General features: G+C 46.2%; 18 protein-coding genes. 10 read left to right on the top strand and 8 right to left on the bottom strand.

Going from position 1 to position 22925, the window contains the following annotated elements; all coding sequences use genetic code 11:
• Window positions 1-13: 13 nt before the first annotated feature.
• Both CPZ25_RS12940 and CPZ25_RS12935 read right to left on the bottom strand, forming a co-directional pair.
• Window positions 14-1330 (bottom strand): MATE family efflux transporter, encoded by a 1317-nt coding sequence (locus CPZ25_RS12940; protein WP_096918790.1) that lies wholly within the window; start codon window positions 1328-1330, stop codon window positions 14-16.
• Window positions 1331-1432: 102 nt separating this feature from the next.
• Window positions 1433-2872: a trimethylamine methyltransferase family protein gene (locus tag CPZ25_RS12935; RefSeq protein ID WP_096918789.1), complete on the bottom strand. Its 1440-nt coding sequence runs from the start codon at window positions 2870-2872 to the stop codon at window positions 1433-1435.
• A 174-nt stretch (window positions 2873-3046) separates the two neighbouring features.
• Between CPZ25_RS12935 and CPZ25_RS12930 the strand changes: the two genes are divergently transcribed.
• The gene (locus CPZ25_RS12930; RefSeq protein WP_096918788.1) at window positions 3047-3691 is read left to right on the top strand and encodes a TetR/AcrR family transcriptional regulator; all 645 of its coding nucleotides are present in this window, start codon (window positions 3047-3049) and stop codon (window positions 3689-3691) included.
• Between the two features lie 41 nt (window positions 3692-3732).
• On the opposite strand, the gene CPZ25_RS12925 is transcribed toward CPZ25_RS12930, so the two are convergent.
• Complete coding sequence (locus CPZ25_RS12925) at window positions 3733-4383, bottom strand: TetR/AcrR family transcriptional regulator (RefSeq protein WP_096918787.1); 651 nt, start codon at window positions 4381-4383, stop codon at window positions 3733-3735.
• 193 nt (window positions 4384-4576) lie between these two features.
• On the opposite strand from CPZ25_RS12925, the gene CPZ25_RS12920 reads away from it, so the two are divergent.
• The 3 genes from CPZ25_RS12920 (at window position 4577) to CPZ25_RS12910 (ending at window position 8852) form a co-directional block, all read left to right on the top strand.
• Window positions 4577-6013 carry a trimethylamine methyltransferase family protein gene (locus tag CPZ25_RS12920; protein WP_096918786.1) on the top strand — a complete coding sequence of 479 codons (1437 nt, stop codon included), beginning with the start codon at window positions 4577-4579 and terminating at the stop codon, window positions 6011-6013.
• A 17-nt stretch (window positions 6014-6030) separates the two neighbouring features.
• Window positions 6031-7299: an MFS transporter gene (locus CPZ25_RS12915; protein WP_096918785.1), complete on the top strand. Its 1269-nt coding sequence runs from the start codon at window positions 6031-6033 to the stop codon at window positions 7297-7299.
• Between the two features lie 77 nt (window positions 7300-7376).
• Complete coding sequence (locus CPZ25_RS12910; protein WP_167495229.1) at window positions 7377-8852, top strand: BCCT family transporter; 1476 nt, start codon at window positions 7377-7379, stop codon at window positions 8850-8852.
• A 48-nt stretch (window positions 8853-8900) separates the two neighbouring features.
• Here CPZ25_RS12910 and CPZ25_RS12905 read toward each other — a convergent pair whose 3' ends face one another.
• The 5 genes from CPZ25_RS12905 to CPZ25_RS12885 all read right to left on the bottom strand — a co-directional run bounded on the left by CPZ25_RS12905 (window position 8901) and on the right by CPZ25_RS12885 (window position 16528).
• Complete coding sequence (locus CPZ25_RS12905) at window positions 8901-10514, bottom strand: BCCT family transporter (RefSeq protein ID WP_096918783.1); 1614 nt, start codon at window positions 10512-10514, stop codon at window positions 8901-8903.
• Between the two features lie 196 nt (window positions 10515-10710).
• Window positions 10711-12303 carry a BCCT family transporter gene (locus CPZ25_RS12900; protein WP_058696271.1) on the bottom strand — a complete coding sequence of 531 codons (1593 nt, stop codon included), beginning with the start codon at window positions 12301-12303 and terminating at the stop codon, window positions 10711-10713.
• A gap of 166 nt (window positions 12304-12469) precedes the next feature.
• Window positions 12470-13750: an MFS transporter gene (locus CPZ25_RS12895; RefSeq protein WP_224168775.1), complete on the bottom strand. Its 1281-nt coding sequence runs from the start codon at window positions 13748-13750 to the stop codon at window positions 12470-12472.
• A 103-nt stretch (window positions 13751-13853) separates the two neighbouring features.
• Complete coding sequence (locus CPZ25_RS12890; RefSeq protein WP_058696269.1) at window positions 13854-15263, bottom strand: trimethylamine methyltransferase family protein; 1410 nt, start codon at window positions 15261-15263, stop codon at window positions 13854-13856.
• Window positions 15264-15628: 365 nt separating this feature from the next.
• Window positions 15629-16528, bottom strand: coding sequence for a DMT family transporter (locus CPZ25_RS12885; protein WP_096918782.1), 900 nt, complete (start codon window positions 16526-16528; stop codon window positions 15629-15631).
• A 176-nt stretch (window positions 16529-16704) separates the two neighbouring features.
• On the opposite strand from CPZ25_RS12885, the gene rd reads away from it, so the two are divergent.
• The 6 genes from rd (at window position 16705) to trxA (ending at window position 22917) form a co-directional block, all read left to right on the top strand.
• Entirely contained in the window at window positions 16705-16866 is a 162-nt protein-coding gene (gene rd / locus CPZ25_RS12880; protein WP_013382779.1) for a rubredoxin, read from the top strand.
• Window positions 16867-16994: 128 nt separating this feature from the next.
• The gene (locus CPZ25_RS12875; protein WP_096918781.1) at window positions 16995-17507 is read left to right on the top strand and encodes a hypothetical protein; all 513 of its coding nucleotides are present in this window, start codon (window positions 16995-16997) and stop codon (window positions 17505-17507) included.
• A gap of 145 nt (window positions 17508-17652) precedes the next feature.
• Window positions 17653-18816: an exonuclease SbcCD subunit D gene (locus tag CPZ25_RS12870; RefSeq protein ID WP_074616423.1), complete on the top strand. Its 1164-nt coding sequence runs from the start codon at window positions 17653-17655 to the stop codon at window positions 18814-18816.
• Entirely contained in the window at window positions 18813-21983 is a 3171-nt protein-coding gene (locus CPZ25_RS12865; RefSeq protein WP_096918780.1) for an AAA family ATPase, read from the top strand. The genes CPZ25_RS12870 and CPZ25_RS12865 overlap by 4 nt, the downstream gene beginning before the upstream one ends.
• A gap of 41 nt (window positions 21984-22024) precedes the next feature.
• Complete coding sequence (locus CPZ25_RS12860; protein WP_058696260.1) at window positions 22025-22582, top strand: flavodoxin family protein; 558 nt, start codon at window positions 22025-22027, stop codon at window positions 22580-22582.
• An 11-nt stretch (window positions 22583-22593) separates the two neighbouring features.
• The gene (gene trxA, locus CPZ25_RS12855; protein WP_058696259.1) at window positions 22594-22917 is read left to right on the top strand and encodes a thioredoxin; all 324 of its coding nucleotides are present in this window, start codon (window positions 22594-22596) and stop codon (window positions 22915-22917) included.
• Window positions 22918-22925 lie beyond the last annotated feature (8 nt).

Below are 22925 nucleotides of genomic sequence, written 5' to 3'. Positions count from 1 at the left end.
AACGCTTCGTTTTTTAGTGAGAAATTTTTTTTGTCAGAAAAACACCAATTCCAAGGGAGGTAAACTCAGTCAGGGGCGCTGCCATCCAGATTCCGTTTACGCCCCAAAATAAGGGTAATACAGAAACAAACAGCACATTGAGAATACAACCTCTTAGCAGGCAAAGAACAAATGAAATTTTCGGACGGGCAACAGACTGAAAATAGTTGATCATAAAAATATTGATGCCAATGACAAAAAATCCAATAAAGTAGATGCGTATGGCTGAGGTTGAAAGTGCCAGCACCTCGGCCGTAGGGTTTAGAAAAATATGGGTGAACACGCCTGGCGCAAAAATTCCGAAAACAGCAGGGATGGCGCAGATTGCCAGGGAAGTCTTAATCCCAATTCTGCGAACCTCGCCGATGCGTTCAAACTTACTGGCGCCGTAGTTTGTGGATAAAATTGGCTGGGCAGCCTGACTGATGCCGTTGCTGATCGCGGCCACAACATAGGCAGTGTTTGAAATAACGCCATATGCACTGACGCCGATGTCGCCCACATAGCGTAAAAGCTGAAGGTTAAAAACAAAAATAACAATACCGGTTGAGATTTCGGTGAGAAAACTGGTAAAGCCATTGCTGAAGACTGTTTTAAAATATAAAGTCGTTAAACCTTTAAAGCGGAAGCGCAGCCCGTTTTTCTTTGTGAAGAAGTGAGAAAGCAATATACAGTCTGCCAGAGCTGTTCCGGTGACACTGGCCAGAGCGGCTCCCGCCATCCCCATTTGAAGTGGGAAAACCAGAAGAATGTCGAAGATAAGATTAAAAATCCCGCCAGTAATAACCGCGGTCATGGCCAGCCTGGGGGCACCGTCATTACGGACAAAAGCCTGAAGAAATGTTGAAAAACAAAGAAATAAAGCCCCGCCCGACAGATAAGGCGCGTAGCTCATAATATACGGCATAGTGACGGGTGTTCCACCTAAAAAAACCAGAATTTTTTTTTCAAAGATAAAAAAGACCGAGATATAAAGGATGCCGGCCAATAAATTAAGCAAAAACGCAGCGGTAAAATACCATTGGCCTTTTTCATCATGTCCCCGGCCTCTGCAAATGGACATGAGTACAGAACCACCGACGCCAAACAGCAGGCCGGCACCATAAATAATGTTGAACAGTGGCAGGACAATGTTTAAGGCAGCCAGCGCTGTTGCGCCAATTCCCTTTCCGATAATGATCGTATCGGCCAAGATATAGACCGCGCTCACCATCGTTCCACTGACAGCCGGGATCAGATACTGAAAAAATAATTTTGGAACAGGTTGTGAGATCAATTGATATTTGTCCATTTTCTCTGCTTTCTTTTAAAACAATGGAGAATTGAGCACATACAGGCAATATATGCCGCTGCCAATCCTCAATTCTCCATTAGAAGGGGTTGATACTTTTTACTATATGCTTTCTTTGTATTCTGGTGGAAGGTATGGGTTCAATAATTCCTGCTGTTCCTTGGTAATATCCGGCTGTACATAGGATTCGATTCTTTCGTCAACCGCTTTCCGGGCAACCTCTAAAACAGAGTGTGAGCCTTCGTTTTGCCAGACATTAACATCCTGTTTGTTAAAATATTTAGGCAGATAGAACTCTTCACGGTACATTTTGGGAGTTCTTCCGGTGATAAAGGAACCTCGAGGACCAGCCTTTTTCAATGCGTCGAAGCAGACTTTTTCTTCAGAAGGATCAATTCCCTGAACCATTCTTCTTGCAAAAGCGATACACTCTTCATCCAGAATAAATTTTTCATAGCTGTAAAGGTTCATACTGCCCATCATGCCGCTTGCGTGGTAGATCAGATCAGTACCGCATTCCATACAGGACTGGATCATGAACATGGATTCCGCGCCGGACTGGTAATCGGTATCTTTAGCGTCAGACTGTGCGCCGCCGGTACGGCAGGGAACATCGTAAAAGTCGGACATGGCAGCTGTGGCGTAGCACATGAGCATAGTTTCAGGCGCACCGAAGCTGAGGAGCAGGGTGCGCAGGTTTGTGGAGGCGGAGGTGTTGCCATAAATAACCGGAACACCAGGCTTAATCATCTGTGCGAGTGCGTTAATGGCCAGAATTTCAGCGTTAGTCATCACCAGTGTTGCCATAACCGACGGAGGGGCAGTCATGCCGGGCATGGCACAGGGAGAGAACCAAAGTGGCTGGTTTTGTTCGCAGAAGGCAAACATTTTTTCAAGGGGGGCAAAATCATAGCAAAGCGGCGAGATAGAATTGACGCAGAAGGAGTTGATGTGTTTTTCGTGGTCTTCAATACCTTCAAATTTACGGATGAGGTCAATGCTTTTTAAAGTGGCGTTGTAAATTTTGCCCTCGTCCATTAAAAAGGTGTCGGGATCAATACAGGCCGGCTGTTTGCCGTATTTCAGCAACAGCGCTTCGGAGGCGTAAATTTTTTGATCTTCGTTTAAATGGTCGTCGTTAGGGAGAAAATCAATGTATTGATAACCGATTTCATCGCTGGTCGAAGTTAATTTAAGAAAATTGATGATATCCTGGTTAACAGTTTTACGGATAACGCCGTTTTCAGTAATGTAGACTGGGCCGCCGCTGGGCATGGTAATACGGCTTTCATTGCCGATGGTCAGATTGCCCTTGGTATTTGAGGTTAATTCAAAAACGGAAGGAGCAAGCTTCATGGCGTTTACGACGGTTTCCTCATCAAAATAGGCGATGCAGCCGTCAAGCTTGACGCCGTTTTTGGCCAGAAGATCCAGCGCGCGCGGGTTTTCAAAGCGCACGCCGATTTCTTTCAATACGCGCAGAGACTGCTCGTGAATACGTTCAATGGTTTCCTTTGAAACATAATGGCTATACTTTTTCATAAAAGACTCCTTTTAAAAATTTAAATTAAACGGTTTAATTTTTATGAGTGTATTATACAGCCATAATTTCAGTATGTCAAGAATAAAAATTAAACCGTTTAATTATTTTGAAGATTTTTTTGTCAGAGTATGTTATAATATAGCTATACAAAAATTATTTGATTGAGGCATTTCATGGAGTATAAAAAAGGCAAGGAAACAAAAGAAAAAATTTTAAGTATTGTCAAGCAGTCTTTTTATGAGGTGGGATTTAAAAAGACCACCATGCGTTCAATTGCAGACGCTCTGGGAACAAATCAGGCGTTGATCTATTATTATTTTGACAGTAAATATGAGCTGGCACACCGTATCATAGACGAGCATTTTTACAGGGCGTCAACAGTGTTTAAAAAATATATTGACGCGGAGAAGGATCTGTTTTTATTTTCTCTGCTGCTCGTCCGGGCAGTTTTAAGAGAGATATATCAAAATCCAAGGGATTTGGAGCTTTATCTTCACGCTTATGAAAAACCATATTGTGATAAATCGCAGGTTGAGTATTGTATGCTGGCGTGCCAGGAGCATGGGATGTCTGTGGATAAAAAAATGGCTGAGATCGCGGTGCTCTCGACAACCAGCGTCTGGAGCCAGCTTTATTTTAATGCAAAGCTGCTTTCCTCCCCGGTGGATCTGGACGAGATACGGGATACAACGGATATTTTAAGGTGGTGCTATCTGGGTTTCAGCAGAGAAGAAGTCACGCGAAAAATAAAAGAGGCAAAGCAGATTCTGGAAACTATCCCAATACAGGGTATCCCACTACTGGGAAAAGGGGATTAAAAAAACGTCATCTCAGTTTGTAGCTGGGATGACGTTTTTGTTTACTGTTTTTCTAAAATGCGAATATTCATAATGGGCAGAGAGGCAAGCAGCGCCTCAGACTGTTTTATTTTTTCAATGATAAAGTCAGGTTCAAAACCCAGATAAGACCATCGCATGATATCAATGGAGTCCATGATATCCCGGTGTGTGAAGTGGTCTCTGTAGGGAACATCCTCATTGGTATACAACTGCCCCCATGAGGAGGAGGTGGACAGAACCGCAATATCAATTTTTTTGCGGTCGATGGGATAATGATAAAAATCCAGAATTTTAACGCAGTTTTCCACAAGATCAGAGTCATAGTAGGATTGCTGATAAACCTCGACATAGAAGTTGAAATCCCATTCGTTATCATAAATTTCCCGCAGCCCGAAGCGGTAGAGGGCTAAAAGGCGAAGAAGCGGATCTTCAAACGACATATTGGCCGTCAGTTTGTTAAAGGCTACCTCTGCCTTCTGGTGAAATTCGTCAACAATATGGTGGGCAATGTCGTATTTCCCATTGAAATGGTAATAAGCCAATGCGTGGTTGATGCCGGCTTCCTTTGCAATGTTGCGGATCGTTGTTTTTTTAAATCCAATTTCATAAAATGATTTTTTGGCAAGGTTGAAAATCTTATCGCGGGTTTCCTTGCTTTTTTTATATTCCATTGTTTCCTCTTTTCATGATATTGATCAATAATTGTGTTGCTGTGCTTATTCTATCACATTTCTCAAAACTTTTACAACATAAAAATTAACCCGTTTAAAAAAGTGTTGACACAATCGTAAAATCGTGTTATCCTACAATTACAAAAATTAACCGGTTTAAATTTTTAGAATGAAAAAACGAGGAGAGAGAACGTTGAAGAAATTTAGTCATTATGTTTCGAAAGAAGATATCGAGCGCATCCACGAAGAGTCGCTGAGAATTTTAAAAGAGGTCGGCGTACGTTTTGAGCATCCAAAAGCTTTAGAATTATTCAAAGAGCATGGTGCAGAGATTGAGGGGGACATTGTTTTTATAAGCGAAGATTTGGTGAATCAGGCCGTAGCACAGTGTCCAGAGACATTTGAGCTGTATTCGACAAAGGGGTCTGTTACCATTGGCGACGGCAGCCGCGTTAATATGCCTGCCTGTGGTGCAGTATATGTTGAGGACCATAATTCCATTCGCCGTATGCGTAATGAGGATACCATCAATATTTTCAAACTGGCGTCTACCAGTCCGGCAACAGATTATAATTACATGGACTATTTTGCGGATACTACTAATTTTACAAAAGAACAGAAAATTTTCTCTAATGTTGGGATGCTGCTGAAATACAGTCCGCAGATCGCCTGTTTCGACCCGGATACCTTTTCGGTACCGCATGAGGAGCTGTTTGATACAACGGTTAAAAGCCTTAAAATCATTAAAGCCTTTGAAGGGGTAGAGGAACAGGAGCGTTATGTCAACTCCTTCTGTGTCAATTCCTTATCGCCGCTCTGCTATGATTTTGCCCCCCTTGAAAAAATGTTTGCTTTCTGCGCTGAAAAGCAGCCGATTTGGTTTACGCCCTGCGCGATGCCGGCGTTAACCTCGCCGCCGTCTGTCTTTGCGACTGTGAGCCTGACCAATGCAGAAATACTGGCAGGCTTAACGCTGGCGCAGCTTGCCTGCCCGGGAGTGCCGGTTATTTATGGCAACACCTCCGCCTCCACCGATTTGAGAAGTATTCTTTTGAGTATTGGCTCACCGGAAACCGCTTTAATGGTCTACGCGGCTGTAGCCATGGCGGACTATTATAAAATGCCATGCCGCAGCGGCGGAAGCCTGAGCGACGCAAAGGATCTGGACTACCAGGCCGGCGCGGAATCTATGCTGGTGTTAAACGCAACTTATGAATCCGGCGTTGACCTGATCCTTCACGCCTGCGGTATTATGGGCTCTTTTAATATCTTCAGCTATGAAAAATATATGCTGGATGAAGATACCTTGCTCTACGCAAGACGAATGGCCGCTGGAATTGATACCTCTGAGGAAAAAGGCTGTTTTGATTTGATCAGGAAAATCGGGCCACGCGGCTCTTATTTAAAGGGCAGAACGCCAAAGATGTACCGTGAAGAGTTTGTTATGCCAAAGTTCTTTAATAAGCAAGACCCTAACGTATGGCAGAACGAAGGGCGGCGCTCCTTAAAGGAAATGGCTGAAAAGGTTGCGAAGGAAAGAATTGCCTCTTATCAGCCGCCGGAAATCACAAAGGAACAGAACGCGATTGTAGCGCCGTATATTCCTGAAGAATACCGGGAAAGCATTTAGAAAATTAGGAGAAAAAAATGGATAGCACTGCTAAAGACTCAAAAGTTAAAAAGTATGTGGCACTTTTCGCATTGATTCTTGCGGGGAGTACGATTTATGAACTGCCCTATTTAAGCTATAATTATTACGATGTCATTCTGGAAGCCATGAATATTTCAAACTCCCAGCTTGGCCTGTTGATGAGTATTTTTGGTTTTATCTCAATGATTGGTTACTTTCCTGGCGGGTACCTGGCTGACCGTCTTTCCGCCAGAAAGCTGATTGCCTTCTCACTGGTGGGAACAGGCGCTCTGGGGATTTTGTTGTCAACATATCCTTCTTACCCTGTTCTTATATTTATCTATGTCATGTATGGAGTTCTCTCATCGCTGACCTTCTGGGCCGCTATGCTGAAAGCCACAAGACAGTTGGGCGACAGCAGTGAGCAGGGACGTCTGTTCGGAATGCGTGAAAGCGGAACGGGCATTATGCCAGTGCTTTATGGAATGGTGATCCTGTTTATCTTTAACACCACCGGAGCCAACTATCTGGCGCTGCGCTGGGTGATTATCGGCTATGCGGTTTTGGCCATCATCGGCGGTGTTTTTGCCTGGTTTGGCCTGAGTGACAATAAGCCGACAGATAATCCAGAAGAAAAAACAGGGGCCTCAGTCAAGGATCTGGTAAAGGTTGTAAAAATGCCGAAGCTCTGGCTTTTATCCATCGTGGTATTCTCTGTCTGCTCCATTTACGCATCTTACTCTTATCTGACCCCTTATTTAACGGAGTTCTTTGGACTGTCTGCCTCAACAGCCGCATTTCTGGGAATTCTGCGTATTTATGGAATGGCTATTGTCGGCGGGCTCATCAGCGGGTTTATTGCAGATAAGATCGGTTCAAACATCAAGGTGATATTCTTTACCTCCATTATCCCGGTTATCTGTTATGCCGCATATATGATTATTCCGAATAACCCGCAGTATCTCGGCGTATTTATCGCTTTTATGCTGGCAACGGGACTTTCAATGTTCATGCTCAGAGGTATCTACTTTGCAGCTATTGATGAACTTAAGATTCCACTGTCCTACAGCGGTACGGCAATGGGCTTTGTCTCACTGGTCGGCTTCATTCCAGAGGCTTATATTTACAGCCTGATTGGCAACTGGATGGATAAGTATCCTGGAATCGGCGGATACCAGCATATCTTCGTGTACATGATTGTGGTGACAGCTATTGGGTTAGTCGCAGCTGGTGTGCTGTTCAGACAGATTCGAAAAAGTAAAGAACAGACAGCGGAAGTGGAGTAGACAATAAAAAAGAACCCTTCTATGCTTGGAATCGAGGCGCTCATATGAAATACAGACAAATAAGGTGGGGAGTTTTTTTGCCGCCAGCTATATTGTTTATTGGATGTATCATTTGGAATCTTTGTGACGGGGCGGGCTTTTCCGCTCTGGCCACAGCCTTTTACGACTGGATTCTCAATTATTTCGGATGGGCGTTTCTGCTCACCGCTGTCGTTTCACTTGGGATCTGCATATGGATTTATTTTTCGCCGCTGGGCAGGGTGAGAATCGGTGGACCTGCGGCAAAGCCGAAGCTTACGAACTGGAATTGGTTTACGGTAACGCTTGGCACGACCATTGCAGCGGGCATTGTGTTCTGGGGAGCGGCGGAGCCGGTACAGCATATTTTATATCCGCCGGAATCAACCGGCATTGCGGCCATGACCGCGGAGTCCGCCCGTTTTGCCATGGCGGCGATTTACAGGCACTGGACAGTGCTGCCTTACGCCATGTATACTCTGCTGGCAGTGATGTTCGCCTACGGCTGTTACAATATGAAAGCTTCCTTTTCCATTGGTTCAATGATGGCGCCATTGATTCGTGAGAAGGGCCGCGTGAGGATGAACGGGCTCATTGATGTGGTGTGTGTCTTTTCACTGGTCACAGGTCTTTCGGCGTCCCTTGGTATTGGAACTTTGAGCATTAACAGCGGACTAAGCCGGCTCTTTGGTTTGTCCTCTAACCCGGCTGTCTGGCTTGCGATCATTGTTTTTGTAGGCGGTATTTCCATTATATCGGCTATTTCAGGCATAAAAAAGGGCATCACGATTTTATCAAATATCAATGTTGGAATATACATTTTTATTCTTTTGTTTATTCTGTGCTTTGGCGGCACGCTTTTTATCGTCTCCTTTGGAATAGAGGGAATAGGGGAGTTTTTAGATACCTTTTTTTCAGGCGCGTTGTTTACTGGTGTGCTGGAGCGCGATCCCTGGACTAAGAACTGGACCATGTACTATTTTGGCAACTGGATGGCCTGGACGCCCATCACGGCTGTGTTTCTCGGACAGATCAGCTATGGGAGAACCATCCGGGAGATCATAAAAATGAATCTGCTTCTCACCGCGCTGTTCAGTGTGCTGTGGTTTATGATCATCTCCGGTGCGACTGTAAATATTCTGTTTAATACGCCGGTCTGCGGATTGGTGGAGGCCTATCAGCTGGGCTATGAGAATGTTATTTACCAGCTTTTCAAAAATCTGCCGATGGCAGAGCTCATGGTCCCGGTTTATCTCGCGGCAGTGCTGATTTCCTTTGTGACAGCGGCGGATTCTTCAACTGTTGCCATCACCAACCTTTGCTGCCGTCAGCCAGAGAATGAAACGGTGGACAGCCCGGCATACCTCAAGATTGTGTGGGGCGTCATTATTGGCGTTGTCACATGGATTATGATGGGAATAGGTGATGGGCTGACAGGAATAAAGATGCTGTCCAATATCGGCGGCCTGGCAGCGATGTTTCTGATCATCGGTGTTATTGCCAGCGCAGTGGTTTTGATAAAGAAAACAAAATAAAAAGGACTGCTGTCCGTTGATTAAAAATTACGGTGCAGCAGTCCTTTTTTATTCGGTCAGAGATTCCTCTTTATTTGACTTTTTATCCTGTTCGGGTAAAGTGAAATCGCCGGGATCAAAATCTGGAGTGGGGTCTTTTTCTTTTTCAATGATCTGGGCCCGTGTCAGACTTCCAAAGTCCTTTTTTAACCATTTATATAAGGATACAACGCAGAGAATCAGCGTTACCGATACCGGGAGCGCCGAAATGATAATGGCTGATTTTAAAGAATCCAGTGGCGCCTTTGCAAACATCAGACACAGTGGAATCGCCGAAATAACAATGGCCCAGAAGAGCTTGAGATAGTTCGGCGGGACTTCATCATCTCTGATGTTTTTAATAGAAGCCGCAGACAGAGTAAAGACAGCGGAATCCAAAGTGGTGATGAGCAGCATGACACCAGTGAGAAACCAGACAAGCAGGATGATCCTGCCAAACGGCAGAGCCGCGATAACCGTTGAAATAACCTGTTCCGGACTCTGAGTCTGGAGAATTTCGACAAAGTTAAAGGAACCGGTAAGCTGCAGCTGGAGTCCATAGTTGGATAATACGCCAAAGAACAAAATTGTACTGAGCAAGCCCGCTCCGGTGATGCACAGGATAACCTCTTTGATGGTGCGCCCCCTTGAGATTTTCGCAATAAAGATCCACATCCAGGGTGCCAGGGTAATCCACCAGGCCCAGTAAAAAACGGTCCAGTCCGCTGTAAAACCAGTCTTGACAATGGGCTCAGTTTCAGTGATCATGGGCACAAAATTGGTGATCATCATGCCGAAGCTTTTAATGGTATTTTCCAGCTGGAATTGAGGCCCGCCAAAAATAAAGACATAGGCCAGTAAAAAGAAACACAGGTAAATAGTGGAGTCCGAACAGAATTTCGTCCCCTTGTCAAGCCCTGCGTAAGAACTGGCTGTAAAGAAAATGGTGACGGCGATCACCATAACGACCTGCATGATAAAGTTATCGGGTGTGCCGAGACTGGTGTGCAGGTTATTAACCAGCATTGGAATCCCGGTCCCGAAGGACAGAATAATGCCGGAAACAATTCCAAAAATAAATACAATGTTGATGATTTTATTCCAGATTGGCTGGCCGCCGGTAACCCCCTCGCAGCCGTTTGCCAGGGAGAGGCCCTCCTGTCTGCGGACATAAAAACGATAGGCCAGAGGAATGGTGCCGATAGCATAGATTCCCCAGGCGGGAACGCCCCAATGGAAAAAGTTGTAGGATACAGCCACCTGAGCGGCAGCGATGCTCTCAGGCGTAATGCCAATGGGCGGTGTGATATAGTAATAGACCCACTCGAGAACGGCCCAGTACAAAAGCCCGGCGCCCATCGTTGCGCAGAAGATCATGGCGATCCAGCTGAAGGTTTTGTACTCCGGTTTATCCTTGCCAAGCTTGATATTCCCAAATTTAGAAAAAGCCACAGCAAAGTTAAACACGAATATTCCAATGGTAATGAGAATAAAGTAAACGCCCATCTTGGTGGTAATGAAAACCCGGATTTTATTCAGGGCTTCCGTCGCTGCAGCCGGCATCAGTATGATGTAGACGCTAAAGGCTGCAACCAGTGCCAGAGTGATAATAATAGCCCATTTATCAATTTTATATTTTTTCATGTTTTTTTACCTCCTTAGATATGTAAAGATGAGCTGGCTGAAAAAATCTTTACATTCGCAAGGTAATGTTATCTTAATATATTTTATGCGTTTTGTCCAATCTTGTTGAGACAGAAGCTTAATAATGCAAAAAAACCCCGAAAACCAATAAGGTTTTCAGGGTTTATGAAAGTCACCCGGGTCTGTTAAGCATTGATCACACTTGTTTCTCACCTGTGCTCGGGGAAAGGTCTCCGGTTTCCGGGAGATCGGGAGGTGTTTCCTTTTCCAGTCGAGTGATTTCATCCCTTGTCATGTCGCCGTAATCCTGCTTCAGCCATTTGAAAATGGAAATGATACAGAAAATCAGCGTGATAGAAACGGGAACCGCTGTGATGATAATGGTCGATTTCAGCGAATCCAGCGGAGCCTTGGCAAACATCAGGCACAGTGGAATCGCGGCAATGATGACTGCCCAGAAAAGTTTCAGGCTTTTGGGAGGGATTTCATCGGTTTTCAGGTTGGTGACCGAGGCCGCCGCCAGTGTAAATACAGCAGAGTCCAGTGTTGTGACCAGCAACATCAGGCCGACGATAAACCACACAAAGAGCACAATTTTGCCAAGCGGCAAAGCCATAATGGCCGATGAGATAACCTGTTCAGGGCTCTGGTTCTGTAGAATCGAGACAAAGTCAAACTGCCCGGTCAGTTGTAAGTTAAGGCCGTAGTTTGAAAGTATACCGAAGAACAGTACTGTGCTGATGAGGCCAGCCAGAGAAATGGTGAGCACGACCTGTTTGATAGTACGCCCTTTGGAAATCTTTGCAATAAAAATCCACATCCAAGGTGCCAGGGTAATCCACCAGGCCCAGTAAAAAACCGTCCAGTCTGCGGTAAAGCCGGTTTTGACAATCGGTTCTGTCTCAAAGATCATCGGGACAAAGTTATTGATCATGAGCCCAAGGCTTTTAATGGTGTTTTCAATCTGGAATAAAGGATTCCCAAAAATAAATACAAAAGCCAGCAAGATGAAAAAGAGGTAGGTTGTAGAATCTGAACAGAACTTCATCCCTTTGTCGAGCCCGGCATAAGAGCTAAGGGTAAAAATAAAAGTAACGATTACAACCATAATTACCTGCATGATGAAGGTATCTGGCGTTCCGATGCTGTTGTGCAGATTATTGACCAGCATAGGAATCCCTGTTCCAAAGCTGATGATAATACCGGATACAATACCAAAAATAAAAATGATATTGATGATCTTATTCCAGACAGGCTTTCCGCCGGTAACCCCTTCACAGCCGCCGGCCAGAGAAAGACCGTCTTTCTGACGGATATAGTAGCGGTAGGCAATGGGGACTGTACCGATGGCATAGATGCCCCAGGCCGGAATACCCCAGTGGAAAAAACTGTAGGATACGGCGACCTCCGCGGCTGCTATACTCTGCGGGGCCAGCCCCATCGGCGGCCCTGTATAGTAATAAACCCATTCCAGTGTAGCCCAGTACAGGATACTGGTTCCCATGGTGGCACAAAAAATCATGGCAATCCAACTGAAGGTTTTGTAGTTCGGATCGCCCTTGCCGAGTTTAATGTTTCCATATTTAGAGAAGGCAAGACTGATGTTCACAGCAAAAATGCCGATGGTAATCAAAACAAAGTAAAAACCCATTTTGGATGTTGTAAAAACGCGCAGATTATTGAGCGTTGCAGTTGCCTGTTCCGGCAGGAGTACAATGTAGATGCTGAGCGCCAGTACAATGACCAGCGTGATAATAATAGCCCATTTGTCGATTTTAAATTTTTTCATAAGTCCGCCCCCTTCTGTCTTTCACAATCACACATTTGTATTCGTAAGATGGTTTTATCTTACTACGTTTTGATGGTTTAGTCCAATGATTTAACGGATAAATTATGGTAAACAGGCTATTTTATATTTTGCGGGGAAAGCCAGGCCGTCCCCGCTCAGGTGTTTATTATTTATCTTCAGGTTGAATATTCTTTTTCTTAACATAGATACGGATAGCCACAGAGCAGAGTACCGCGATGATGGAAGCTGCGATCAGGAAGCAGCCAAAGCTCATCTGATAGCCAATCATACCTGGATGTTGATCCAGCCAGTTACCAGTGATAACCGGTACAAACATATCTGGAATAAAGGCGATGACCGACAGGATACCGGTAGCGGCACCGAAGATTGTGGTCGGCACAGCGGATTCGGTAAACTGGGAGGAAGCAACGCCGTATGCGCCTGTCAGGAAAAAACCAATGGCCAGAATTAATACGATGGCAACCATTAAAAGCGCGGCCGTTGTCGGCAGGAAGATCAGGATTGCCGAGCAGACTGCTGTTAAAGCCATGATCAGAATGAGCACCTTAGCTGGTGAGTTGATTCTGGTGGCAATGCTGCCGATGATCGGCGCAGAAAGCAGAGCGATACCGTAAGTACGGATCATACCGACAGTAGAGGTAATGCCCATGGAAGCCCCAAAAACATCGGTCAGGTAAGGTGTTGTATAAGCCATGGCGGCATAGGCGCAGTAGACAAAGAACATGGACGCTGTGGTCAGCCAAACGCCAGGATGCTTGATGGCTTCTTTAAATTCATTGAGGTTAAAGCCCTGTCCCTCCTTGATTTCATCGTCAAATTTTGGAACAAAAAACAAGGTGGCGATACCAAAAATAACATTTAAAATAGCGCTGACAATTAAGACAACCACAAAACCAGCGGCAGAGTCTGACACGAAAGCGTTAAAAATCTGCTGCGAGACAAAACCCAGAAGCAGGCCGCCGACGCCGTAGATTCCGTAACTCAGGCCAATATTTCGCGAATAAGTGGTGTCATCGCTGACCAGACGGATCAGCTTATAACGAATACCCCAGAAAATAAGGGTGCTGGTAACGCCGAGAAGGCCAAAAATAATCATGATGCTGGTGTAAGACGGAAGTGTCGCAAACCAGCAGATAACGGCAGCAGTGGTGAAGAAGCCGATCGAAGCAAGGTATTTTGCCCGGATCTTGTCTGCGATAATCCCGCCCGGAAGATAGCAGATGGTGGCGACAAGGCCGTAGATACCACCGGTGGCGCCAAGCTGGGCGTTGTTGATGTTCAGGCTGGTCATCATGGTGTCATAAAACGAAAAACGGAAGTAAATAATCTGAAAAAGCACTGCTGAACCAAAGCTGACCAGGAAAATGATCAGCATTGTCCTGAATTTGCTTAAGTTGTCCTTGTTGGTAACACTGTTATTCATCATAGGTCTCCTCTCTCCTTGATAAAAAAATTAGTGCAAAATAAGTTCTGGTATTGCCGAATCCCTATTTTGCACTAATGAAATGGGTTAGTTATTGTTAAGGAATTTAGAACATGAATTCTTCAGGAATCAAGTCTTTGATTATTTTTTCCTGGAACGCTTCGAGTTTGGTCGGCAGTTCGTAGTTGGCTACGCGGTCCTGCCAAGCCTTGCGTGCAAGTTCCTGTACGGTCGGGCTGCCGGCAGCTTCCCAGTTACCAATGGATTGACGGTTGTACAGTGGCGGCAGGAAGAAATCTGCCTTGTACAGCTTGTTGGTACGGGCGATGTAGTTGGTTTTGTGTTCGACTTTTTCCATTTTATCCATCATGAGTGTCTGGTCATTGATGGTGGTTCCCTTTAAGAGATGTTTGACAATGCGGGCGGTTTGTTCGTCAAGCATATATTTTTCATAGCCTAAGGCGCCGTAAGAATCCAGGATGCCGCCGAGCATGTATAACTGTTCAGGTTCTACCATATAGCCGGACAGACAGATCAGCATGGATTCAGCGCCGCTCTGGTAGTCATCCTGTTTGGCGTCTGCGAGACAGCCGTTGGCGCGGCAGGGCAGTCCGTAGAAGTCTGCCAGTTCACGCATGGTGCAGAAGGACTGGAAGGTTTCTGGTCCGCCGCATACGCACAGGGAGTATCTCAAGTCACATTCCAGTGAGCTTAGCTGGTAGATAACCGGTGCGCCCGGCTGAACGAGCTGAGATAAAACAAGACCGGCCAGCAGTTCGGTGTTGTTCTGAACCGTGGTGGAAGCCAGGGTCGGTGGAGAAGTCATGCCGGCTAAGCCAACGCCTGTGATAACCAGAGCCTGGCCCATTCTGGCGTAAGTGATGATGGTATCGCACATTTCCTTGTTCCATGCAAATGGTGCGGAGTTAGTGGCCAGAGTAATGGTCTGGCAGTGTTCGTGGTCATCATTGAAATCCTGAACCAGTTTGATGAATTTTTCGCAGCGTTCCTTGGTACCATTGTGACCGCCGATTAATTTATCGGAATATTTTAAGTTTGCCAGAGTTGTCCATTCAGTATGGATTTTTGTCGGAATATCATTTGGTACGACGATGTCGGCGTCGATCAGGTGCATGATATCACTGTCCTGATGAATTTTAATGAAATTGATATAATCTTCTGCGTTAGCCTTACGGTATTCGCCGTTATCCAGAACATTGACCGGACCCAGTGAAGACTGGACCATCATTTCCTGTCCGACGCCTGTTGTGAATTTCATACCTCTTGAATACATATCAAAGGTCTTTGGAACCAGAGCCACACATTTTTCAACCAGGTCTTTGTCGATATAGACAATCTTGCCGTCTACCTTACAGCCTGCTTTTGCTAAAATATCGCGAGCTTCTTCGTTATCAAATAAAATCCCCTTATTTGCGAGCAGATACAAGCTTTTGTCGTGAATCAGTTCAATGTCCTCTTTGCGAGTGAATAAATTGGAATAAAAGTTACGTGTCATAATCATTACCCTCCATGATCATTATGTGTTTTTTCTTATGCCTTTATATAACGCAAGTCTCGTGCCAAAAAGTCGAAAGCAAAGGAATGGCTAAAAACAGCCGTTTTTTGTAAAAAAAACCATTAAAGGATTTCAAAGATGAAATATGAAGATTTTTATCCGTGTTTTCAAATTTCTATTTTAAAATTTATAATATTTTACGAAAAAAATAGAAAAATATTTTTGAAGGAAATAGTTTGGCGTATATATAATAAGGAAGCATAGAGGTGTTTACAGGATGCGGCAGGCAAAATAAAAAGCCGGAAAACGCAGCGCGCTCTCCGGTGACGGAAAATTTAAAGTTAAGTAAAAATTCAAAAATGAAATCAACCTTCAGGTTTCATTTTATTTTTAGAAGCATCCGCTGGTTTCTCTGGCAGCGCGGTTAGACATACCGATGCGATAACCAGGGCCGCGCCGAGCAGCTGAAGCGCTGTGAAGGTCTCGCCGAGCACAAGCGCACTGAAGATAATGGTGACGACCGGTACAAAATTGACGAGGATGGTCACAGTAAGAATGGGGATGCTCTTCAGGGCATACATATAGGTGAGGTTTGCCGTTGCGGAGACCAATACTGCCAAAAACAGAAAATTGATGATGATCTCTCCAGTAAAAAGGCTGAAATCTGGCGGGAAAATAAGGGCAAGTGGCAGTGTAACCCCCGCAATACAGGCCGAGAGATAGGTGGTGATATCCAGACCGGTATAACGGCTGTAAAGGGGCTTGGCCTGATAGTTATATAAAAGCCAGCCAAGGCCCGAAAGAATCATGGCGCCACAGCCCCAGGGATTGAGCTGAATTTCAGAAAGGCCCACAATCATAACAACGCCCACTACGGAAAAGGCTACGGCGGCAGCTTTTATGAGCGTAAAACGCTGTTTTAAAATGATTGTGTCAATGAGCATGCAGAAAATCGGCACAAGGCTCAATAAAATGGAAGCCATGGAAGCTCCGGTCAGGTCTACGCCCACAGCTTCGAAAACATAATAGCCCGTAAAGCCGATGAGGCCTGCGATTAAAACACGGGGAAGATCATGTTTCAGAAGCCGCTGTTCGGGCTCAAGCTTTCGCTTGACCAGCATCAGAATAATCGCCGCGATGGCGAAGCGCCCGAAAATTAAAGCGTATACTGAAAAAGCCTGAAGACAGATTTTTGTGCTGATAAAAGAAATACCCCAGAAAACAAGAGTATAGGAAATAGCCAGATAGGGTTTTATTTTTTGCATAAGCGCCTCCAATGACAGATGTCGAAAACTATTATACCTTAAAATCCCGAAATGTTTAAGTTTTCATTGAAAAATAGAGAAAATTTCGTTATAATTGCGGTAACGGAGTTTAAAGTTAAAGGCTCCGGGGTATATACAAGACAAACAAATTCTAGACCTTCGAAGGAGGAGAAAAAATGCAAAAATATGTATGTGATATCTGTGGTTATGTTTATGATCCCGCTGTAGGTGATCCTGATAATGGTGTAGCTCCTGGAACAGCTTTTGCTGATCTGCCGGAAGATTGGGTTTGCCCGGAATGCGGCGTCAGCAAAGATGAATTTTCACCGGAAGCTTAATTAAGGCTTTTGAATAAGTCCCTGGAGTGCCAGGGATTTTTTGTTTTTTGAGACAGTGGGCAGCCTTGCAAAACTTCTCCAAATCGGGTATGATAATTGAAAAGAATCGATTATCAAGGGAGATTATAATGGCAGTAAAGGCAAGAGAAGAGGTCCGCAGCCGGGAGTTCAGCGCCGTTGGCATGATACTGATCGGGTTGTTTGTCGTGGCCTATGTATTTATTTATAACCGTTCCATCAGTCAAATGGATGACTACGCTTTAAAAACAGGGATCGGCATCGCAGCTCTGATTGTGATGATTGTGGTGTTTGTTGTAATTCTTCGGTTTATCACCACAGGGTTTTTTATGCTGCTGACGCATCAAAGCCTGAACATCGAGCGGAAAATCTTTTTCTGGCGCAAAGAAGTTGCAGATATTCCAGTAAAGGCAATGTTCGATGTGATACCGGAGGAGGCCTTTAAGGGGATTAACGGCAAGGTTAAGAATTATACCGTGGCCCGGATCGAGAATAAGGCTAAATACGTCGTGCTTTACCGTGAGGGCGATCGGGTATGCGGCGCCAAGATTCAGTGCTCCTCAAAGTTTCACAAGGCATTAAAAAGCGTGGTAAGCCAGAATAAAAACGCCCCAAAAGCTTAAGGGGCAATTAAGCAAAAAGCAGTATGATAACACTGTAAACAAGTTACCCTCTTTCAAAATTTTTACAAATCAGCCGGAGTATTCGTACTCCGGCTTTTGTGTTTTTTGTAAGAATCCGCTATACTTGTCATAAAGGAGAACGATCATGAAAATATTACACACCTCAGACTGGCATATAGGCCGGACACTTAATGAAAAAAGCCTGCTGGAGGATCAGGAGGCTGTACTCACACAGCTGCTTGCCTGGCTTGACCGGGAGCGGCCGGATATCCTTTTAGTCGCCGGCGATATCTATGACCGGTCGGTTCCTTCCAAGGAAGCTCTGGGGCTGGTGGATACAGTGCTCTCGGAAATTATTCTCAATCTGAAAATCCCTGTGCTGCTCATCGGCGGTAACCACGACGGCCGGGAGCGGCTGGCCATGAATGGCGGCATTCTTGAAAAGCAGGGCCTTCATATCGCGGGCAATTACCTGCCAGGGCAGGAACCTGTGATACTAAACGATGAATGGGGCGAGGTCTGCTTCTGGACAGTGCCTTTTATTAAGCCTGTGGAATACCGGAGCCTGATGAAGCTTGAAAAGACCATAAGCTATGATGAGATGTACCGGGAGATTACCGATGAGATCACAGAGCGGATGGATATGTCCAGACGCAACGTTTTGGTCTCTCACGGCTTGATTTTAGGCAATATGGCAGATATTCAGACCATTGATGATTCGGTCAGACCCATTGAGATCGGGGGCATTGAGTACGCCTGTGCCGAGCATTTTGAAGCCTTTGACTACGTGGCACTGGGCCATCTGCACAGGCCGCAGAAGGTGCTGTGGGATAAGGTGCGCTATTCCGGCTCTCTGCTAAAATATTCTTTTTCGGAATGGAATCAGAAAAAATCTGTGACACTGGTGGAGCTTGGTGAAAAGGGTGCTCTGGCTTTGGAACCGGTAAGCTTTAAACCGCTGCGCGACCTGCGCGTTATCCATGGGGAGCTTGAAGGGCTGACCGCTCTTGAGGCTTACGAGGCTGAGGGCAGAGAGGATTATCTGAAGGTAATTCTGGAGGATCAGGAGCGGCTGGTAAATCCCATGGACAAGCTTCGCAGGGTTTACCCGAATGTGCTGGAGATGGCTTACGAAAAACGGGAGAAAACCGAAGCACAGAAAAGCAGCCGCCGTATCAAGGAGCGGATACAGGACCCGCTGAAGCTGTTTGAGGATTTTTATACCTTTGTCAACGGCGAGGCTATGCAGGCAGATGAGCAGGCAGTGATAACGGAGCTGCTTGAAACCACTATGGAGGAAGAGAAATGAAACCCATTGCCCTTTATATGCACCATTTTGGTCCTTTTATGGAGGAGCAAATTGATTTCACGAGGCTGGACAAAGAGCTTTTCCTGATTACCGGCCCCACCGGCAGCGGAAAAACCACTATTTTTGACGGGCTGTGCTACGCACTGTACGGCGAGGGCAGCAACACCTTTCGCCAGTCAAGAGAGATGAAAAGCCAGTTTGGCGACCCGCTGGAGATGATGTGGGTGGATTTTACCTTTGAGCTGCGGGAAAAGACCTACCGCATTAAGCGAATCCCTGAACAGGATCGGAAAAAAGAACGCGGCCAGGGTACGGCCCGGCAAAAGCACGAGGCTGTGCTGTACGAGATAGCAGGCGGTGAGGAAAAACTGATCTCCGCTTCAGTGGCAGAGGTGGGAGAAAAGGTTCAGGAGATCCTCGGTATTAACGCCAACCAGTTCCGCCAGATCGTCATGCTGCCCCAGGGAGAGTTCAGCCGTCTTCTGAAAGCCAGAGAAGAAGAGCGGGTTGAGCTCTTAAAAAGTATTTTCCGAATGGATTTGTACAACACCCTCAAGGATAAGGTAGCCTCAGGACTGCGCGAAATAAGAGGACGCCATAATGACCTGAGTGTTGAGATGGAGACAGAGCGCCAGCACATCAAATGCAGTGGGGGCTCCGCGCTGGCGGATACCTTGACGCAGAATGATAAAACCATGGATTATGTACTGGATTTAACCCGGAAGGAAATCGAGGCCGATGCGTCTGAAATTGGTGTTCTGACAGGACAGGAGAAAGAGGCGGTCCAGTCGCTGGAGCAGCTGCGCATTACTCTTGCCGCTGGTGAACAGATTAACATCCAGTTTGAGCAGCTGGAAAACCAGAAAAAAAGGCTGGTGAAACTGGAGAATGAGCGGCAAGCAGTCCGGGAAAAAGAGGAGATGCTGGCTCTGTCGAAGAAAGCGCTTTTGGTCAAGCCCTATGAGGAAGCCTGGGCCCGGGCCTACCGTAAAAAAGAAGGGGCTGCCGCAGAGCTGACCATTATTAAAAAGCAGCTGGAGGATTGCCAGAAAGCCCTTGAAAAGTCGCAAGCAGAATACGAGGCTGTCAGCGCGCCATCATACATCACGGTTATTGAGCAGCTTCAGGAAAAGTTGGATATTGAAAAAAGGCTGTCTGAAAGTTTGCGTGTCTTTGAGGAAAAGCATGCGGGATTGCAAAAGCGAAGCGGAGAGCTTTCGCAGCTTGAGGAAAAGGGAAAACGCCAGCAGGAGGACAGTGAGTCTTTGAAAAAGCTGGAGCACGAGAGCTACACTCTGGATAAGGAAATATTCGAGCTGGAAAAAGCCTTTCAGCGAAGCGGCCATGAGCTTGAAAACCTGACAAGCCGGCAGAAGCGGGTGGAGGAGGCGCTGGAAATTTATGGTGTTATTGAAAATCGCGAGCGCCGGATTACAGCTCTGAGAAAAGAATGGAAAGAAAACCAGAACCGTATCAAGGCGGAGGAGGCTGCGTATCAGGCTTTAATTGAGAAACAGCAGCAGCAAACAGCCGCGGGACTGGCCGCAGGGCTTGAGGAGGGTCAGCCCTGCCCGGTGTGCGGCAGCGTTCACCATCCCCAGAAGGCCGAGGCCCATGAGCCTGTGGAGGAGTCATCCCTGGCAGAGACGACAGAGGCTTTGAATGCCCTGAAGATTAAAAGCGGCTCCCTGAAGAATGAAGGCACCCTGCAGCGCAGAGAAATCGAAACGCGCCAGACAGAGCTCTCAGGACGCCTTGCGGAAATGATGGATACCGCGGATAATGTACTTCCAGACAAAGCGGCAGTGAGCGCCCTGCAAAAAAATCTGGAAGAGAGCTTTGAAGTCCTGCACGCCAGGTGCCAGAGCGCTGAAAAGCAGCTGAAGGCTAAGCAGAAGGAAAAAGGAGGATTGGAATCCGTGGCAAAAAAGCTGAAAACTCAGCTGGAAAGCTACGGGGCATTGGAGGGACAGCTGAAAGAAGCCAGAGAAGAAGCCGGACTGCTGCGCGGGCAGCTCTCCCAGATGGAGGAACAGATCAAGAACCTGGCAGAGATTTTAAAATTTCCGCCAGAAATGGAGAACCCAAAGGCTTTTTTAAAAAAAGTTGAAAGCTTTGAGCGCAATACCAGCGCGTTAATCGCTGAAAAGAAGGGGTATAAAGATAACATTCAGGCAAAGCACCAGAAACTGCTGCAGGAGGAGGCCGTACAGGCAGCCAACTATAAAAGCGGCAGTCAGGTTTTGGAAAAGGCAGCCGAGGAAGAAAGCAAGCTGAACGAAGATTACAGCAGAGCCCTCAGAGATGCAGGACTTACGCCGGAAACCTATGCAGGCTGCCATAGCATGAGCGATGAAGCGATCCAGACCATGGAAGAGGAGCTCACGCAATACCGGTTTAACCTCAAAAGCACGGCCGAAAGGGTGCGGGAGCTTGAGGACGGGCTCAGGGATAAGAACCCTGTTGAGCTTACGCGTTACCGTGAAAGCCAGCAGACACTGGAAGCGCAGATCGAAGGCTACCGCCGGGAGATAACGCTTCTGAATGAAAAGATCGCCCAGAACCGCCAGCAGATCGGGAAAATCGAAGGGCTGGTACAGGAATTAAAAGAGGTCGAGCGCCTTCAGGGAATTTACACCCATCTGGACCAGACCATCAAGGGTACCCTGGCCGGAAAGCCAAAGATCAGCTTTGAGCGGTATATCCTGTCCGCATATTTACAGGATATTCTGGAAAGCGCCAATGTTTTTCTGGAAAGAATGTCCTCAGGACGTTATCGGCTGGAGGTCATGGGTGACTTCAGACAATCCGGCAACCGCGGCCTGGAGATCGAGGTGGTTGACGCCTATACAGGGCTGCGCCGCAGTGCGAACACCCTGTCGGGCGGAGAAACCTTTATGGCGGCGCTTTCCATGGCTCTCGGACTTTCAGATATTGTCCAGTCCTACGCGGGCGGCATTTCACTGGATACCATTTTTATTGATGAAGGTTTTGCGACCCTGGATCCAGAAGCCCTTGATAATGCCATCAGCTGTCTGCTGGCCATCAAAAATGACGGCCGCACAGTGGGCATCATCTCTCACGTTGAGGAGCTGAAGGACCGCATTGATACTAAGATTATTGTGGAAAAAACCGAAGCGGGAAGTCATATTGACATTTTCTGTTAAAGGGTTTAGGATAGAGTTACCAACAGGACGAGGAGAGAAGGATGAAAATTACCGCAATTATGGGAAGCCATCGGAATAATGGCCATACCAATAAAATACTGAATTATTTTCTGGAACAGATCCGGGAGGATAATGAGCTGCGCCTCATCAACGTAAACAAGGTGCACGTGGAGCACTGCAAGGGCTGTGACTACTGTATTCCTCATCAGGGAGAGTGCGTGATCAGGGACGATGATATGACATGGATCTATGAGGATTTTATGGACTGCGACCTTCTGGTCATTGCGAGCCCTGTGTACTTTACCGCGTTTCCTTCCAAACTGAAAACCGTTATTGACCGTACCCAGATGATTTACAATCTGGAGGATCATTCTCATATTCCGAATAAGAAAATCATTTTTATCGGAGTGGGCGGCGCCCCTGCCTACGGACACCAGTTCAAGGGCATGGAGTACACGCTGGAATGGTATTTGAAAAATCTGAACGCCGTACCCATGGGCTTTGTGGAGATTTCCCACACCGATGAGACACCGGCACTTGAAAATAAAAAAGCTGTCGCAGAGCTGGATGCGCTGGCACAGCAGATTAAAAATTTATAGGAGGCATTAAAATGGCAAAGAAAGTAAATTCAAGTGAGTTTAAAAGTGAAGTTTTAGATCATAAGGGTGTTGTCCTGGTCGACTTTTTCGCGACCTGGTGCGGCCCCTGCAAGGCTTTAACACCCATTGTGGACAAGCTGTCTGAAGAAATGAGCGGCAAGGTGAAGATCGTCAAGGTCGATATCGATGAAAACAGCGCTTTAGCCACAGAATACCGTGTGATGAGCGTCCCGACCATGAAGCTGTTCAAGGATGGCGAGGTTGTGGAAACTCTGGTTGGTTTGAGACCAGAGTCCGAGCTCAGGGATAAACTGAATTATTATTCAGCGGAATAAAGGGATAA

The sequence above is a fragment of the Eubacterium maltosivorans genome, assembly GCF_002441855.2.
GTDB classification, from domain to species: Bacteria; Bacillota; Clostridia; order Eubacteriales; family Eubacteriaceae; genus Eubacterium; species Eubacterium maltosivorans.
Note: the sequence above shows the minus strand (reverse complement) of the source record. Positions and strands in the feature narration are given on the sequence as shown.

Excerpts from the sequence above, each read along its gene's own strand:
- CPZ25_RS12940 (WP_096918790.1), bottom strand. The coding sequence starts at position 1,330 with ATGGACAAATATCAATTGATCTCACAACCTGTTCCAAAATTATTTTTT.
- rd (WP_013382779.1), top strand. The coding sequence starts at position 16,705 with ATGCAAAAATATGTATGTGATATCTGTGGTTATGTTTATGATCCCGCT.
- CPZ25_RS12870 (WP_074616423.1), top strand. The coding sequence starts at position 17,653 with ATGAAAATATTACACACCTCAGACTGGCATATAGGCCGGACACTTAAT.
- CPZ25_RS12860 (WP_058696260.1), top strand. The coding sequence starts at position 22,025 with ATGAAAATTACCGCAATTATGGGAAGCCATCGGAATAATGGCCATACC.
- CPZ25_RS12915 (WP_096918785.1), top strand. The coding sequence starts at position 6,031 with ATGGATAGCACTGCTAAAGACTCAAAAGTTAAAAAGTATGTGGCACTT.
- CPZ25_RS12885 (WP_096918782.1), bottom strand. The coding sequence starts at position 16,528 with ATGCAAAAAATAAAACCCTATCTGGCTATTTCCTATACTCTTGTTTTC.
- CPZ25_RS12935 (WP_096918789.1), bottom strand. The coding sequence starts at position 2,872 with ATGAAAAAGTATAGCCATTATGTTTCAAAGGAAACCATTGAACGTATT.
- CPZ25_RS12895 (WP_224168775.1), bottom strand. The coding sequence starts at position 13,750 with ATGATGAATAACAGTGTTACCAACAAGGACAACTTAAGCAAATTCAGG.
- CPZ25_RS12875 (WP_096918781.1), top strand. The coding sequence starts at position 16,995 with ATGGCAGTAAAGGCAAGAGAAGAGGTCCGCAGCCGGGAGTTCAGCGCC.
- CPZ25_RS12900 (WP_058696271.1), bottom strand. The coding sequence starts at position 12,303 with ATGAAAAAATTTAAAATCGACAAATGGGCTATTATTATCACGCTGGTC.
- CPZ25_RS12930 (WP_096918788.1), top strand. The coding sequence starts at position 3,047 with ATGGAGTATAAAAAAGGCAAGGAAACAAAAGAAAAAATTTTAAGTATT.
- CPZ25_RS12925 (WP_096918787.1), bottom strand. The coding sequence starts at position 4,383 with ATGGAATATAAAAAAAGCAAGGAAACCCGCGATAAGATTTTCAACCTT.
- CPZ25_RS12865 (WP_096918780.1), top strand. The coding sequence starts at position 18,813 with ATGAAACCCATTGCCCTTTATATGCACCATTTTGGTCCTTTTATGGAG.
- CPZ25_RS12890 (WP_058696269.1), bottom strand. The coding sequence starts at position 15,263 with ATGACACGTAACTTTTATTCCAATTTATTCACTCGCAAAGAGGACATT.
- CPZ25_RS12905 (WP_096918783.1), bottom strand. The coding sequence starts at position 10,514 with ATGAAAAAATATAAAATTGATAAATGGGCTATTATTATCACTCTGGCA.
- trxA (WP_058696259.1), top strand. The coding sequence starts at position 22,594 with ATGGCAAAGAAAGTAAATTCAAGTGAGTTTAAAAGTGAAGTTTTAGAT.